The following is a 15,554-nucleotide window of genomic DNA, read 5'->3' as shown; positions in this document are numbered from 1 at the left end:
TCCCTCGCCTCGGCCGGCGCGCACCTCCTAGCCGCCGGGAGCGGCGTGAGCGGCGTGAGCGGCCCCCTCCGCGAACTCTTGACGACTTGTCACCCCACCCCCACAGTCGGGCAATCCGCTGGCCTGCCGCACCCCTCCCGTTCTAGGATCAAGCACTTTCGCCGCAGGGGCCGCTCACGACCGCCCGGTACGGGCACGAGCGGAGCGGGGGTCGACGGACCGGCTTCCGGCCCGCCCCGGCGGCAGGCGGGACAGGGATACGGGGGCGGCGGCATGGCGCGACGGACCGGTCAGCGTGAACACCTTCGGCGCGTGTCCGAACGGCGCCGCACCGGAACGGCACCCGAGTCCGCCGGAACCACGGCCCGTACGGCGCTGGTGGCCGCTGTCGTCACCGGCCTGTCCGCCGTCGTCGTCAGTCTCATCACCGGCCTGGGGTCCTCGCTCCAGGGATTCGTCACCGACGCCCTGTCCGGCGACGACAAGCCGGCCGCCTCGGCCCCGGCTGCCGCGAGAACGTCAACCCCCCTCAAGGTGGCGGTCGTACCGGAGGAGGGCGGCTCGTTCCTGGTCGCGGACCGGAAGGTCACCGGCTCCGAGGACAGGGCGCTCCTCACGGGCGAGAGGACTCCGGAGTCCTGGAAGCGTCTGCTCCGCCGGATCGGCGCGGTCTCCGTCGGCAGGACCGCCTACAAGCTGACGGTCACCAACGCGTCCTCGGAGCCCCTCAGAGTGGTGGACGTCGTCCCTGTGGTCACACGGCGCACCGGGGCGTTCGACACCACGCTGATCGAGCCGCTGGGAGGGCTGGAATCGGACACCGTCCAGGCCGAACTCGCCCTGGACAACCGGTATCCCAAGTTCACCCAGCACGGAAAGCCCTACTTCTCCCGGAAGTCGCAGACCCTCAAGGCCGGCGACGGCTTCGTCATGGCCGTGGAGTCGAGACTGCGGGGCAAGGAGTACGTCGAGTACTACCTGAGGGTGGACTACATCGACAGCAAGGGCGTCAAACGCTCCCTGAAGGTGAACGACCCGGACTCCGTACCCCCCGTGTTCCGCCTGTCCGGCCTGGTCGCGAACAAGACGTACGCCGAGTACTGGGGCCCCGACGAGACGGGAGGGGCGTGGCGGCCGTACAGCCCGGCGGAGAGGAAGTAGCCGCGACCGGGGAACCGTCGCGCCCGCTCCACCACGCCGGGCAGGTGACGGAGGCGGCCCCACCGGGCTGGGGCGACGCGGGCGGGGCGGGCCCGGCGGGTCGGCGTCCCTGGCGGAGTTCAGCATCCGGAGGCCGCCAGCCCGGGAACGACCGGCCAGCTCACCGTCGGCCTCCACCGCCTTCATCCGCTGTCATTCTCGATCACCTTGCCCCGATCACGATCGACTTCGGTCACGGCACCGAAGAGGCAACGGGCAACCCCGGCGAACCCCGATTCTTGAGGCCGCGCTCGTGCCAAACTCACTCTCGGGTACGGAAAGCAGCACTTCCGTCACGAAGGGTGTGTGCAGGCGGCCTTCGAATCGGCCGGTAACACCGAACGAACGTACCCGGGGGGCGCACGGCTCTCATGGTCGCTGTTCAGGGGGAGGTCAATGGTGAGTACAAGTTCACTTTTCGGCCCGGAACTTCGCCGATTACGACAGGAAGCGGGGCTGAGTCTGACGGAGTTCTCCGTGGCGCTCAACTATGACAAGGGGCACCTCAGCAAGGTCGAGCGAGGGGAGCGTGCCGCCTCCTCTGAACTGGCCCGGCGTTGTGACGCCTTCCTCGGCGCGGACGGCGATCTGCAGCGCCTGATCGTCCGCCCCGGGGCCGACGCGGGCAGCAACGACAATCCAAGCCTCTGGCACATCGGGCGCCGGGCGGTCCTCGCCGCGGGTACAGGGGCACTGATCGATGTCAGCCTGACTCTCGGCGGTCAGACGTCTTCTGCCGCCGGCGCCCTGCTCCCTTCCTTCCTGGCGCAGTTCGACCAGCTACGAAAGCTCGGCCAGTCCACCGCTCCCAGGGCGCTGCTCCCCCTGCTGGAGACGCAGACGCGCATGGTCGCCGGACTGGCGGCCGACGCCCCGCCCGCCACTCGGGCTCCCGCTCTCCTACTCGCTTCAAGGTTCGCGGAGTTCACGGGCTGGATGGCCCAGGGGGCCGGGGACAGCCGCGCGGCGCTCGCCTGGACCGGTGAGGCCACCGAACTGGCGCGCGCCGGGGGCGACGCGCACCTCGGTTCCTACGCGCTCGTGCGCCGCGCCCTGGTTACGCTCTACGACGGGGACGCGGCAGGCACCGTCGCTCTTGCCCGCCGAGCCCAGAGCGACGAACTCCCGCCCCGGATCCGAGGCCTGGCCGCACAGCGGGAGGCACAGGGACACGCCCTGGTCGGTGACGAACGCGACTGCCTCCGCAGTCTCGACAGGGCGCGGGACCTGCTCGCCGCCGACGACGCCCGCAGTGGCGCCGGACCCGTGATCGGCACCACCCACGTGAGCGATCCGGCGGCGATGACGACCGGCTGGTGCCTGCACGACCTCGGTCGTCCCAAGGCCGCCGCCGAGGTCCTCGACCGGGAGTGCCGTCGCCTCCCGTCGCACGCCTTGCGCACCCGCGCGCGGTACGGCTTCCGCAGGTCGTTGGCGCATGCCGCCTCCGGCGAGATCGAGCACGCGTGCACGATCGCCGGGGAGCTGCTGGGGATGATGCCGGCGGTACCGTCGGCGACGGTGAACAGCGACGTCCGGCGTCTCGCGCGGGAGCTCTCCCGGTTCAGAAGCAGCCGGGCCGTGCGCGATCTGCAGCCGGCGCTGGCACGGGTCCTCGCCCCCGCACAGGACTGATACCCGTCCACGGCTGACGCCGGCTCGCGCCGCCCGGTTCACCGGACTTCCCGGTCCCCGCGGTCTCCGGATCCCACGCCCCTCGGCGGGACTCTGGACCCCGCCCGACGCGGGGCTCTCCGCCCGGCTTCTTCGGCTGCGCCGGCCAGTGACGCGCCGTGCGGCACACCGCCATCTGAAGGTCTCCCGTGGGCGCGCCATGCCGTCACCCCGGTCAGACCTCAAGCGTCGTGCCGAACGGGGATTCGGAGGCCCAGGCCACAGCCCCTCACCCGGCGCGCCCGTTCGCCCCTTTCTTCCGTCCATCTCCCACGAAGGGAACCCTCATGCCCGACGTCTTCGTCAACTACCGCACAGGCGACGAGGAATCCGCAGCGACCATGATCGCTCGGGAACTCATCCGGCGCTTCGGAGGCGAGCGGATCTTCTTTGCCAGCGACTCGATCAAGCTCGGACACCGCTTTCCGGAGAAACTGGTCAGTGCGGTGGAGGAGTGCGAAGCACTCCTCGCCGTGATCGGCCCGCGCTGGGCGGAAGTGCGGGGGGCCGACGGCCGACCCGCCCTCGAAGCCGAGCAGGACTGGACCCGCCGTGAGATCCAGACCGCGATCGACCGCGGGATCCTGGTGATCCCTGTGCTCGTCGGAAAAGCCACAAGAATCGACCACACCGTCCTCCCGGACGATCTGCGAGAGCTGGCGGACTACCAGTACAGGCGGTTCGACCACCGCAACGCCGGGTCTGACCTGGCAGGACTCGGTGACTCCCTCGCCCGGCTGCTGCCCGAGCTGGGCGAGGCGGACCGCGACGCCCGCGCGGCGCGAGAACGGGCGGACGCGAAGGCCCGCAAGAAGTCCGTTCCGGATGCCGGACACACCCGGATGCGGACACGCGACGTCGAGCAGCGCGTGCGCGGCGGCATCGGAAACCTCAACGGAGACCTGTCCGGCACCTTCGTCAACGAGCCGCAGGGGCCGGTGAACACCGGGCGGGGCCACCAGTACAACGCTCCCCACTTCGAGGGCGACAACACCGGCGTCCAGTTCACCGCGGGTGACAACAGCGGTACGGTCCACCAGCGCTTCGAGCGCGAGCGCCGACGCCCGGACGACGGACGATGACCGACCAGGACCGCGTCACCGTCAACGATCCGCGTGGCCCGGTGAACAACGGCGTGGGACCGCAGTACATCTTCTACGGCGTCGGCACGGATTGGATGATCCGCAAAGGAGTCGAGTCCCTCCGCATCGTCCGCGAGGACAGGGTGCGTCTGGCCCACCGGTTCGTTGCGCCCATGGGCTACCGCGTCGCCGCCGACCGCCTGGAGGAGCCCGGATCCGTGGTGTTGCTGGAGGCTTCGCCCGGCAGCGGCCGCCGAGCCGCGGCGATCATGCTGCTGCACAGGATCGGTGAGGACGGGGACGCCGACGCGGAAGACGTCCGGTTCGAGGGGCTCCCCACCACGGACAAGGACGAGATCTCTCTCACCCCCCGTAAGGGAGACCGTTTCCTCCTCGACCTCTCCGAGATCACTGACGAGGAGGCGTACGGCAAGGCGCAGCAGCGCCTTGCCCTGCGCCGGTCACAGGTCCAGGAGGCGGGGGCGCACATGGTCGTCGTCCTGCCGTCGGGCCTGGAACACGCTCACGCACCGGATCTCGAGACGTACACGGTGAGGCTGGGCCGTCCTCGGGGAGTCGCCGTGGTCACCCGGCATCTCCGCATGAACCGGATGGTCTTTCGCTCCGCGGACCTGGGGAGCACAGACCTCCAGCGCCTGTGTGACCGCTCCCCGATGCGGGAACTGGCACGACTCGCGGGGCTGGTGAGGACCGCTCGCGACAGCGGCCGGTTCGGTGCCGACTTCGCGGGATGGCTTGATCAGGCGATGCACGCGGTGGCTGACCGTGCCCGTGAGGTGGGCCGACAGGTCGTCGCGGTCCGCACCGCGCCCGACCGGGCCCTGCTCCTCGCGATGGCGGTGTTCGAGGAGGCTCGCGCCGACACCGTCTACGAGGCGTGGCACGGCCTGATGAGAACGGTGAGGCACGAGGAGGAGGCGACGACCGAGCTCGCCCGGACGGATTTCGGGGAGCGACTGGCGGCGCTCGGGATCGAGCGGGATGTGGACGGGCGGCTCCGCTTCAATCAGCTGGCTTACGCCGACGCGGTGAGGACGTACTTCTGGGCGAACTTCCCCGGAGTGCGCGACGACCTCAGGGACTGGATCGGCGCTGCCGCCGGGCTCCGCGGTCTGACCACCGACGACCGGGTGAATGTGGTCGTCCGCTTCGGCGAACGGTCGCTGGCCGTCGAGCGGCCCGATCACCTCTTCGACCTCGTCGTCCGCTGGGCGGACAGCGCGACCGGGACGTCCTGCGATCCGCGAGCCGTGGCCGCCCTCGAACTCGGTCTCAGTCACCAGAGATTCGCGGGGTGGTTCCGCAGGCGGATGTACGAGTGCGTGAGGTCCGGCGCCCTGTCGGACGGACTCGTCCGTGTCCTGACCTACACCTGCCTTCACTCCCTCGGCGCGTCCCACCCTGACCAGGCGGTGGTGCGGCTCCATTACCTCGCCGTACGGAAGGGGGAGGCTGCGTGCGGGGCCCGGGAGGCACTTCTCGGCCTGGCCGGACGGGACCGTCCGCACTACCGGCTGCTGATCGGCCGACTGCGCGAGCGCACGCGACGGGAGCCTCGCGGGGCGGAACCTCATCTCCGCTTGCTCATCGAGCTGTTGGGGAGAGACCGGGTGCCGGATCCGCCGCCGTGGCCGGAGCTGTTTTTGGGCTGGGAGACGGTTTTCTGCCAGCCGCCGGTGGAGCTCTGGAATGCGCTGGTGAGTGGCTGGCTCAGCGCCGTGGCGGTGGACAGTACGCGGGAGATGGCGCTGGGTCTCATGGTCAGGGCGACGCGCGGTCGCCGGGCCGCTCTCGATCGCCTCTACACCATCGCCTGCGACTGGGCGGAAACCGAGCGCCACCCGTCCCGGTCAGCCGTCGCCGCCCGCTTCTGGCAGCACATCGACAACGCGCAGTACGGCCGTGCGGAGAGTACGCAGCGTGCGGGCGCCGGACCACGGACCACGGAGGACGCCTGATGAGACCCCGCTTTCCCAACCTGCCGTTCGTCGCTCTCTGCGGCCTCGCACCAGTTGCGCTCGGAAGCCTCCTGCACTGGTCCGTATGGCTGTGGGGCTTCATGTCCATGCTTACAGCCTCGGGCTCCCTGCTACTCGTGATGACCTTCCTCAGTGGTGGCCGCGAGTCGGCTTCCCCGGACGAGCCCAGGGAACCAGAGCCGCCCGCGGCGCCGATGGAGCAGCCGTACCAGGAGACGCGGGTGATCGACGCGGCACTGCCGAGCGCTACGGACGGCTACGACTTCCTCTTCTCCGCCACCGTGTGGTGGAGACCCGCTCCCCACCATGCCGACCGGTCCGACGCTGCTTCCCCGGTCCTTGCCGCGTCGTCGATCGTCAGTCGGGCCCTGAATGTCGTCCGCTGTGAGGAACCCGGCCGTGCGAACTTCGCGCGATACCTCTTGGAGGGGGATCTGGGCGTCCCGCTTCCGGACCGGAGCGGACGAGTGGAAGCCCTGGCGGCCGATGTGACGCTCGCTCTCGCCCCCGCTGACCGCGAGCGCCTGCGGAAGTTGAGCGACCTTCGCAAGGACGAGGAGATCTGGGAGTACGAGCGTCAGCACGAGCGCAACAAGCGGCGCTATCTCGGTGACGACGTACTCAAAAGCGCGGGCAGCGCGGTGGTGTGGTGGCTGGCCCGGCACGAGGACGAGATCGAGAAGGCGGTCGAGATGATCGGCCCGCTCGCCCAAGTGGCGGCGGCGGCCAACGACGAGGAGGTGCCCGAGCTCTTCCGCCACCTGCTCGTGCCGCCCGTGGGCGCCCGGAACGAGGCGGGCGTCGGAGGTCCGCTGTGGGACGGTGACGGGCGGGGAGAAGGGACGTTCTACCGAGAGGAGGAAGTCGGGGTTTCTGATCGGCTGCTTCTGCTGCTTGAGGCACTGGGCCTGAAGCCGGACACGGACGAGCACACGGTATTCGTGCACCGCGTGGTACGGAGCCTGGAAGCGGCCGGGCTGAACGAGGCGGCCGAGGAGATCAGGCGGACCCTTCTGCCGGTGCCCGCCAACGGCTGGGGCGAGGGGTCGGAAGGTTCGCCTCGGGACGAGGGGGACCCGTCGGAGCCCCGGTCTCCGGGCTTCCCGTCCTCTGAGGAGCCACCGTTCGCCGGCACGTCCGAGGGTACGTTCACCCCGGGCACCGCTGAGAGTGACACAGGCGAGCGGGACCAGGACTGGTGGAGGACGAGCGGGGACGAGACGGCACCTCCGTACTTCTGGGACACCTCGCACAGCCCCCACCGGCCCGCCTCATCCCACGCACGGGACGAGGACGACGAGGACGACGAGGACGAGGAGCCGATCCGGTAGGCGACCGGTTCTCGGCGTCCCCCTCACCGCACGCCGAGGCGGGAGCGTCCTTCCCTGCACCGTGGCCCGGCCTTGCTGGCGCGTGAGCTCCGGAAGGAAGCATGCCTCCCTGTCACGCACACGCGCCGGACCAGGGCAGTGGGGTTTCACCCGTTGCGTCACGGCGGGCTTACGGGCGGGGGTGAGCGCGGGCATGACGCTCCCTCCACCGGTCGCAAGGCAAAAGGGGCCTCAAGGGCACGCGACCGCCCGGCCGGAGGCCTCCGCTGAAGGTCGACCGCCCCTTTCCCCGGCCCCCCGGAGATCTATGCGTGACAAGGGCCTACTCCAACGCCCCATTGTGGGTACCCTTTTGCGCACCAGGGGGACACGCGGGGACAACTCGGAAAGGCCGTCGACGTCAGTGCACCGGCCGGGGCCACGGCTCCGTGGTCCGTCCTGGCCCTCCTCCATCCCTGAAAGGGTGGCTGATGATCGAGTTCGCTGATCCTCGGTTGACGACGTACGACTTGGTCCTGAGCGCCGACGACCCCACGCGGGGGCCGGGGCAGGGGCCCGCGGAGGAGCCGGTCGCGCTCGCGGGGCGTCTGCGGCTCGGCGGGCCGCACGCCGTCCGGCTGACCCCCGGGGAACTCGCCGCCGACCCGGAACTCGCCCGGTACGCCGAGGAACAGTCCGCCCTGTACGAGCACCATCTGGTACGGCTCTCGCTCACCTTCGTACCGCAAGAGGGCGGTCCTCGGCTCAAGTTCGCCAATGTGGCGCTCAACCTCACCTCCGGCTGGGGGCCGAAGCCCGTCGCCCACTCCATGGACCCGATCCGGCTGACGGATCCCGTGCAGGTCACCCGGGTACGCCGGCTGGGGCCGCAGCTCTCGCTGCTCGGCGCGGACGCCTCCCTCGGCGAGCTGGAGCGGACGGTCGGCTACACGACCAACCAGCCCGTCGTGCAGGCGCTCGACCTGGGCGGTTCGACCCCGTCCTGGGACTTCAGGCCGACCGCGGCGACCGAGCTGACCGGCACCTATCCGCTCAGTCTCGTGGTGCGCAGCGGGGCGGGCGCCGACACCGAGGTGACCGTCACGGTGACGGCCGGGGTCGAGAAGCCGCTGTTGCGCCGGTTCAGCCGCGAACTGCCCGATCCGCTGCGGCTGAAGGCGTTCCTGTGAGGCCCGCCGAGACGGACGGCGCCCCGCTGGAACAGCAGGAGGTGCGGGCGCTCGCGGAGGTCTACCACTCGGCGGGCCGGGCCCGGCTGATGCTGCGCTCCGCCGGGTTCCCGGCCTGGGCGGTTCCGGCCGGAGCCGGCACCATGGGCGAGTTCTGGAGCCAGGTCTCCTCGGAGCTGGAGGCCGGGGTGATGCCGGCGGGACGGATCAGCGTCCTGGCCAGGGCGCACGCCGAGCATCCCTTCCATCCCGTGTTCGCCGCCGCGGTACAGGGCCGGCCACAGCCGGGGGGCGGCGCACCGGCGACGGGGGCGAGGACGGGGAGGACGGGGGCGGGGGCGGGGACGGACGAGCGTCTGCGCGTCATGCTGCTGGGCGCCGAGCCCGCCCGGTACGGCGCCACCCGGGCGAGCGCCGAACTGCGGGCGGCCGTCAGGGAGGAGCGGGGGCGCCTGGACGTGCGGCTCTTCCCGGCCGCCGGCGGCGCCGATCTGGGGGAGATCCGCTCGTTCCTGCCCCATGTGCTGCACCTCGCCTGTCACGGCACGCGCGAGGAGCTGGTCCTTGAGGACGCCTCCGGCGAGGCGCACCACCTGGCGGCGGACGATCTCGTCAGCACCCTCGGGCTCGTCGCCGAGCACCGCGGTCACCGTCTGCGGGCGCTTCTCCTGCGTTCCTGCGAGGGGCAGGAGGTGGCGGAGCGTTTCCTGCCGTACGCGGACGTCGTCATCGCCCACCGCGGCAGGCTGGACGCCGAGTGCTCCGTCCTCTTCGCCGCCGCCTTCTACCGCGAACTCGCGGCCTCCGACGAGGCGCCCGACGCGCGGGCCATCGGGGCCGCCGCCCACTTCGCGGCCCAGGACACCGTCAACCAGGCCGCCCCGTGCCGCGGTGTCCAAACCCAGCTCATCGTTCTGCCCGGCACGGCGTGACCCGCCCGCACCACTGATCCACGTCTCGCACAGGAGTCGTCATGCCCATCAGTGACTCGCCCGAGCCGCCGTCGTCCGAGGTCCTGCCCGACGAGGTGGTGACGGGTCCGGCCCGCTTCTGGGACCTGCCACCGGAGGACTGGGAGGCGTTGCGCGCGGGGCTGAGCGTCGCGTATCAGGATTCCGTGACCAGGACGAGGTTCCTGCGCGACCTCAGCTTCCCGGCCAAGGAACTCCCTCCGTCCGTGTCGAGCCAGGCCGACTTCTGGGAACACGTACGGGAGCGGTGCGAGTCGGGGGCCGTGTCACTGGGCTGGCAGGACTTCGCCGCGCGGGCACATCTCGACCAGACGGCCGTCCACCAGCCGGTCTTCGCCCGGCTGGGCGGGGCCGCGCCCGCCGCCCCCGACGCGCCGCCGCTCGTGGAGCCCTCCCAGGAGCCGGCCGCTCCGGTGATCGGCACCATGGCGCCCACCATCCGCGGCTACGGCGAACTGCTCCCCGTCGGAAACCGCCCGGACCTGCGGAACGCGCTGCTGGGGAGCTGGGAGGAGCGACTCGGCTCCTGGGAGGAACTGTCGGACTTCCAGAAGCAGTTGCTCATCCTGTGCCGGGAGATCGTCGACCAGCGAGGCGTGGGGCTCATCTACGCCGTCACCAACAGCGGCAAGACCACCCTGGCCCGGTTCGGCATGACCATGGCGGTGAACTCGGGGAAGACGTCGATGATGCTGCTGCCGATCAAGGCCCTGGTGACCCAGGAGCGTTCCGAGTGGCAGTTGCTCCAGGGCAGTGGACCGGACATGGAGGGCCTGCGCGTCTACCCGGCCTCGCGGGACTACCCGGAGAACGACCGGCCGGTCGGGGCGGGCTCGTACGACGTGGCGCTGGCCATCTACGAGAAGCTCGGGGTCTATCTGGTGCACCGGCTGTCGCCGCTGCGCCGCAGCGCCCTGCTCGTGGTGGACGAACTCCAGATGCTGGCGGAGCGCAGCGAGCGGGCCGCCAAGCTGGAGGCCCTGCTCACGCTGGTGAAGATGCTCCCCCGGGACCAGCAGCCCGCGCTCCTGGGTCTGTCGGCCGCGCTCTCGCCGGCGGCGGGGGAGACGCTGGAGCGCTGGCTCGGGCACGACCGCCTGCTGCGGAAGCACTTCACCAACGTGCGGCCGGTGCCGCTCGACACCTATGTGGTGGGCCCGCGGCGCTGGCTGGTGCAGGAGAAGGCCCACCTGCTGAGCATGCCCGGCGAACACCAGCCGCCGCCGCCTCCCTACGAGCAGGCGCACCGGCTCGACGACATCCGCGACCAGCACGCCAAGGCCCTGTCCCTGCGTTTCGAGGGGCTCCCCGGCAGCCGGCTCTCCACCGCCCCGCTCGCGGCCGCCCTGGTCGTCCAGACCCTGATCAAGGACCCGGACAAGCGGATCATCGTCTTCGTCCCCGGCCGCACCATCGCGCAGAACCTCGCGCTGGCCATCCAGGACCTGTTGCAGGCCACGAGCGGTCAGAAGCCGGTGGGCAGGCGCGGCTCGCCCTGGCACGTCGGCCGGTACCACGGGCCCCAGTCGCGGGCCAGGGACGACGCCGGGCATCTGTACGAGAAGCTCAAGAACTCGGACCTGCCGCTGTACGATCTGGTCATGCGGGGGCTGCGGCACGGTGTCGCCTTCCACACGGCGGCCCTGGCGCCCACCCTGCGACGCCAGGTGGAGGACGAGTTCCGGGAGCCCGACGGGCTGCTGCGGGTGATCGTGGCCACGGACACCCTGGCCGTGGGCCTCAACCTGCCCGCCGACGTCGTCATCGCGACGAGCGTGTCCGGCTGGGGCGGTGAGGGTGCCAACCGGATGCGGCGTCTCCTGCCGGCCGCCGACCTGGACAACAAGGGCGGACGGGCGGGGCGGCGGCTCGACCGGACGGTGACGGACCAGCTCGGCAAGTTCTACATCCTCGTCCCGTCCCCCAAGGACCTCCAGGTGATCGAGGGCCTGAGCCCGGAGCAGGTCAAGGCGCTGTCGACCGAGGAGGGCGTGTTCCGGTCCTTCGTCGCGAGCTCCGAACGCTCGCTCCGGGTCCGCTCGCAGTTCCGCGACACGCTCCAGATCAGCGGCCTGGTCCTCCAGGTGCTCTGCCAGGGACGCAGCGGGCTCACCCGGCGGCAGTGGCTCGACCGGGTGTCGGAGATCATCGCCGGGCTGCTCATCTCCTACGAACCCGACGCCCCGGACATCCCCCGCGCCGAGGACGTGCTGCGGGAGCTGGAGATGCGCGACCTGCTCGTGTTCAGCGAGGGCGAGGGCTACCGGGGCGGCGAGGAGGTGCTGTCCCTCTCCCCCCTCGGGCAGGCCCTCGGCCAGTCGGGGCTCGAACTGGACGACGCGGCGGAGCTCCAGCACCTCGCGCGGCTCGCGATCGAGAACATGGGCCACCTCGACCTGCTGTGGCACGCGTTCAAGGCGCGGTCCGTGGAGCGGGTCACCGCCTGGGTCGCCCTGCCGGGGCAGCCCGAGAGCAACCACATGCCCTCGCTCAAGGGCGCCGTGCTCACCCTCCTGTGCGCGCACTGCCTGCCGGACGACACGGCCGAGAAACCGACGAGGCGGCACTACTCCCTCCGCTACATCGCCACCCGGGGCCCGGCCGTACCGGACCGGCTGCTCAGTGAGAACAACCAGCGGATCTCCGAGGAGCTGCGCCGGCTTCTGACCGTCGACGAGGACGCGCTGACGACGGAGGACGCCAACGCGCTCCTGCGGGCGGTCGTCGCGTGGGAGTGGCTCAACGGGGTCCCGTACGAGGAGATGGCCAAGCGGATCGGGGGCGTGGTCCAGTCCTCCGAGCAGCCCGACCGCGGCAAGCGCAGGGCGCCCTCGGTCAAGCTGTACTACGCGGACGTCGAGCAGTTGTGCGAACAGGTCGCGGGGTACCTGCGGGCCGCGGCCGAACTGTGCGTGGGCGAGGACGGTTCCGACCACTCCTTCCGCATGCACGCGCTCGCGCAGCGCGTCGAGTCGGGGCTGCCGACCTGGCTCGCGCGCGTCTCGAAGATGCGCATCCCCTCGCTGCACCGCGAACGTCTCGCCAAGCTGGCCGGCCAGGAGGAGCTGAGCCCGTTGTCCGATCTGGTGAACGACGACGTCATCAAGGCGGCGCTGGACGAGCAGGAGCGCGAGCTGGTCCGGAAGACCATCGAGAGCCGGATGGAGGACGAGCGCAAACAGCTCGAACGGGTCGGCGTCGAGGTGGCCGGGGAGACCATTCCGGGCACCGAGGGCGAGACGTTCACGGAACTCTCGGAGGACCTCGACAACGCGGAGACGGCCAAGGAGTACCTGGACCGGCTCTGCGAGACCGTGCGGGACATGGGGGTCCTCGCCACGGACACGGTGCTGGAAGGCGCGTTCGCGGTGTCGGTGTGGACCGCTCCCGGCACGGGGGCCACCGTCGAGGTCATGGTGCCCAAGCAGTTCTCGCTCACGGCCGAGGGGGCGAAGGCCGTGGCGGGGCGGCCCGCCCGGGTCATCGTGCGCGGCGCGGACACCGGCGCGCGCAAGGTGCTGGAGGAGCAGGGCACCCAGGCCCGGTTCGTGACCATGGAGTACCTGCTCCGTACCCTGGCGCACCTCGTGCAGGATCTCCAGCACGCCTTCTCCCCGGACCACTTGGTCGAGGAGTTGCGGAAGATCCGGGTGTCCTCGATCGGGCGGGACTGGTGACGGCGGCGCACGGCTGACGGCCGGGCGGGGGCGTGGGGGAGGCGGATGTGTCCTTCCGCCTCCCCCGCGCGCCGCCGTTCTCACAGTTCGGCGAGCGCCGCGATCTTCGTGTCCTCGCGGGCGAAGGCGACCTCGTCGACCGGCTCCCGGCGGGCGTCCGCGACGCGCGCCACGAGGTCCTGGAGCACGCACACCTCCACGAGGGCGCGCTGCGGCGGGGTGAGGCCCTCCGGCACGCGTACGGCCACCACTCCGGGGGGCGGGGTGACGGTGCGCTCCATGACGGTGAGCACGGCGGTCGGTTTCTGGGTGAGCTGGGCCGCGAGCGCCGCCTCGCGCGCGCCGCCGATCACGAGGTGGCTCGTCCCCGGGGAGGCCACGTCCATCGGCCCGTGCAGATACGTGCGCGTCCCGTAGGCCGACGCCGGGACGAGCGGTCCCTCCCGGAAGAGCAGCGCGACGGCCTCCGCGGTGGTGAGCTGGGGTGCCGAGGCGACGACGTCCACCACGCCCCGCGCGAGCGGTCCGGCGGCGAAGCTCGCGAGCCGCTCCGCCTCCGCGTCGAGGGTCTCCTCGACCGCCTCCGCGACGTGCGCCCAGCCGCCGTGCACGTCACCGGTCGTGATCAGGTCGGTGAGCATGCCGAGCGCGGCGTACGTGACGACGAAGCCGACCGTCGAGACCCGGCTGTCCGGGTAGTCGCCGACCGAGACGGTGGTGTCCGCCGCGTCCCGCAGGGGGCTGGAGGCGGCGTTGGTGAGGGCCGCGGTGGGGACCCCCGCCGCACGGAAGCGCGTCACGACGTCCGTGGTCTCCCTGCTCCGGCCGCTCTGCGAGAGCGCGAGCACCACGTCGGGGCCGCCGGCCGGGCGGGGCTGGTCGGAGCAGTCGGTGCGCTCCGCGTCGACGCCCGCCGCGCGCAGGGCGTGCAGCGGGGAGGCGAGGGCGGCACCACTCGCGCCGATCCCGGCGAGCAGGACGCGGCTCCCCGCGGGGCGCCACTCCTCAAGGATTCCGGGCATTCGTGCGACGACCTCGCGCAGGGCGGGCAGTTGGGCCGCGCGCCCCTCGGCGAAGCTGTAGGCGTAGACCGGTGCGCCGCTCACGCGCCCACCTCGCTGTCCGGGGCGCCGGCCCGCGGGTGCCAGGCCCGCCGGGCGACGGCCGGTACGTAGTCGGAGAGGTCCACGGGGAAGTGGACGACCGTACCGGTCTCGGCGGCGTAGTAGGCGGCCATGAGGAGTTCGGTGACCGCGACCCCGCTGTCGAGGGATTCGGCGGGCTGGCCGCCCCGCGCGAACACCCGGGTGATGTGGGTGTTCTCGGCGACGTACCCGTAGGCGGCCGGTTCGTCCGCGATCACGGGCATGAGGCCCTGCTCCGCGTTCTGCTTCTCCAGCAGGTCCTCCCCCTCGTTCTGCTCCAGGTCGCGGGAGAAGAAGACCGTCGCGTCCCCCGAGAGCGAGTTGGCGCTCATCGAGTACTCGGGGCCGAGCAGTTCGAAGGAGAGCCGCATCCCGGCGCCGACGTACCCCCAGGAGGTCATCGCCTCGACGATGACCGGTTCGCCGTCCCCGTTGACGAAGGTGTACGTGGCGTTCGCGTAGTCCTCGGAGGGGGTGGTGCGGTAGTCCTGGATTCCGGGGTGGGTCTCCTCCAGCCGGCGGGCGTACCGTTCGCGGCCCCAGCGCAGCGAGGCGATGGTGGCGGTCACCGAGACGGGGCGCAGCCACTCGGAGGGGTCGCGGCCGGGCGGGGTGAGCAGGAAGCGTCCCGCTTCGAGGGAGTGGCACATGAGGTCGTTGAGGACCCCGCCGCCCTGGGCCTCGCTGTCCCAGAACCACGCCGAGTGCGGACCGGAGTGCTCCTCGGTGCAGCGGGCGAGGTAGGGCGTCCCCGAACGGCTCGCTCCGCGCGCCCACATGAGTTCGCGGGTACGGGTGAGGCGGGGCGCGTAGACCTGATTCTCCAGGTAGGCGTGGCGCAGACCCGCCTCCCGGACGAGTTGGGCGACCTCCCTGGCCTCGGCGAGGTTGCGGCCGAGCGGCTTCTCGACCGCGATGCCGCGCAGGCGGGCCCGGCCCGCGCGCACCTCCTCGCACACCGCGCGGACCACTTCCACACGCGTGTGGTTCGGGGTGAGCACCCAGACGGCGTCGACCCGCTCGTCGCGTACCAGGGCGGCGATGTCCTCGTACGGGGTGACTTCGACGCCCACGCCCAACTCCTCGGCGTACGAGGCGAGTTCCTGGGCGCGGTCGAGGGAGCGGGACTGGGTGGCGACGATGTCGGAGCCGCGGATGGACTGCCAGGAGCGGACGTGGAAGTGGGCGATGAAGCCGCTCCCGATGATGCCGATGCCGAGCGGGGGTTCCTGTCGTGCTTTCACGGGGTGTGTCCTTGTTCTGGTCGGGGTGCGCGCGCCCTTCGCTCGGGCCGTGCGCGCGGGT

At 71.4% G+C, this 15,554-nt stretch carries 10 protein-coding genes; 8 read left to right on the top strand and 2 right to left on the bottom strand.

From position 1 onward, the window contains the following. Window positions 1-312: 312 nt before the first annotated feature. The 8 genes from ACFYMP_RS03375 (at window position 313) to ACFYMP_RS03340 (ending at window position 13,104) form a co-directional block, all read left to right on the top strand. Complete coding sequence (locus tag ACFYMP_RS03375; RefSeq protein WP_388849759.1) at window positions 313-1,161, top strand: hypothetical protein; 849 nt, start codon at window positions 313-315, stop codon at window positions 1,159-1,161. Window positions 1,162-1,596: 435 nt separating this feature from the next. Further along, complete coding sequence (locus ACFYMP_RS03370; protein ID WP_388849757.1) at window positions 1,597-2,835, top strand: helix-turn-helix domain-containing protein; 1,239 nt, start codon at window positions 1,597-1,599, stop codon at window positions 2,833-2,835. Window positions 2,836-3,161: 326 nt separating this feature from the next. Then, window positions 3,162-3,956: a toll/interleukin-1 receptor domain-containing protein gene (locus ACFYMP_RS03365; protein ID WP_388849755.1), complete on the top strand. Its 795-nt coding sequence runs from the start codon at window positions 3,162-3,164 to the stop codon at window positions 3,954-3,956. Beyond that, a complete protein-coding gene (locus ACFYMP_RS03360) occupies window positions 3,953-5,935 on the top strand; it encodes a hypothetical protein (RefSeq protein WP_388849752.1) in 1,983 nt (660 codons plus the stop codon). The genes ACFYMP_RS03365 and ACFYMP_RS03360 overlap by 4 nt, the downstream gene beginning before the upstream one ends. After that, the gene (locus tag ACFYMP_RS03355) at window positions 5,935-7,287 is read left to right on the top strand and encodes a hypothetical protein (RefSeq protein WP_388849749.1); all 1,353 of its coding nucleotides are present in this window, start codon (window positions 5,935-5,937) and stop codon (window positions 7,285-7,287) included. The genes ACFYMP_RS03360 and ACFYMP_RS03355 overlap by 1 nt, the downstream gene beginning before the upstream one ends. Before the next feature lie 470 nt (window positions 7,288-7,757). Beyond that, window positions 7,758-8,456, top strand: a complete 699-nt coding sequence (locus ACFYMP_RS03350; protein WP_388849746.1) for a hypothetical protein — start codon at window positions 7,758-7,760, stop codon at window positions 8,454-8,456. Beyond that, a complete protein-coding gene (locus tag ACFYMP_RS03345) occupies window positions 8,453-9,388 on the top strand; it encodes an effector-associated domain EAD1-containing protein (protein WP_388849744.1) in 936 nt (311 codons plus the stop codon). The genes ACFYMP_RS03350 and ACFYMP_RS03345 overlap by 4 nt, the downstream gene beginning before the upstream one ends. 41 nt (window positions 9,389-9,429) lie before the next feature. Next, window positions 9,430-13,104, top strand: coding sequence for a DEAD/DEAH box helicase (locus ACFYMP_RS03340; protein ID WP_388849741.1), 3,675 nt, complete (start codon window positions 9,430-9,432; stop codon window positions 13,102-13,104). A gap of 80 nt (window positions 13,105-13,184) precedes the next feature. Here ACFYMP_RS03340 and ACFYMP_RS03335 read toward each other — a convergent pair whose 3' ends face one another. Further along, window positions 13,185-14,210, bottom strand: a complete 1,026-nt coding sequence (locus ACFYMP_RS03335) for an SIS domain-containing protein (RefSeq protein ID WP_388849738.1) — start codon at window positions 14,208-14,210, stop codon at window positions 13,185-13,187. Then, entirely contained in the window at window positions 14,207-15,493 is a 1,287-nt protein-coding gene (locus tag ACFYMP_RS03330) for a Gfo/Idh/MocA family protein (protein WP_388849735.1), read from the bottom strand. The genes ACFYMP_RS03335 and ACFYMP_RS03330 overlap by 4 nt, the downstream gene beginning before the upstream one ends. Window positions 15,494-15,554: the final 61 nt, after the last annotated feature.

This window comes from Streptomyces sp. NPDC007088, from assembly GCF_042869355.1.
In the GTDB taxonomy this organism is placed as follows: Bacteria; Actinomycetota; Actinomycetes; order Streptomycetales; family Streptomycetaceae; genus Streptomyces.
Note: the sequence above shows the minus strand (reverse complement) of the source record. Positions and strands in the feature narration are given on the sequence as shown.

Coding starts and splice junctions, on each gene's coding strand:
- ACFYMP_RS03360 (WP_388849752.1), top strand. CDS start 3,953: ATGACCGACCAGGACCGCGTCACCGTCAACGATCCGCGTGGCCCGGTG.
- ACFYMP_RS03340 (WP_388849741.1), top strand. CDS start 9,430: ATGCCCATCAGTGACTCGCCCGAGCCGCCGTCGTCCGAGGTCCTGCCC.
- ACFYMP_RS03355 (WP_388849749.1), top strand. CDS start 5,935: ATGAGACCCCGCTTTCCCAACCTGCCGTTCGTCGCTCTCTGCGGCCTC.
- ACFYMP_RS03370 (WP_388849757.1), top strand. CDS start 1,597: ATGGTGAGTACAAGTTCACTTTTCGGCCCGGAACTTCGCCGATTACGA.
- ACFYMP_RS03350 (WP_388849746.1), top strand. CDS start 7,758: ATGATCGAGTTCGCTGATCCTCGGTTGACGACGTACGACTTGGTCCTG.
- ACFYMP_RS03365 (WP_388849755.1), top strand. CDS start 3,162: ATGCCCGACGTCTTCGTCAACTACCGCACAGGCGACGAGGAATCCGCA.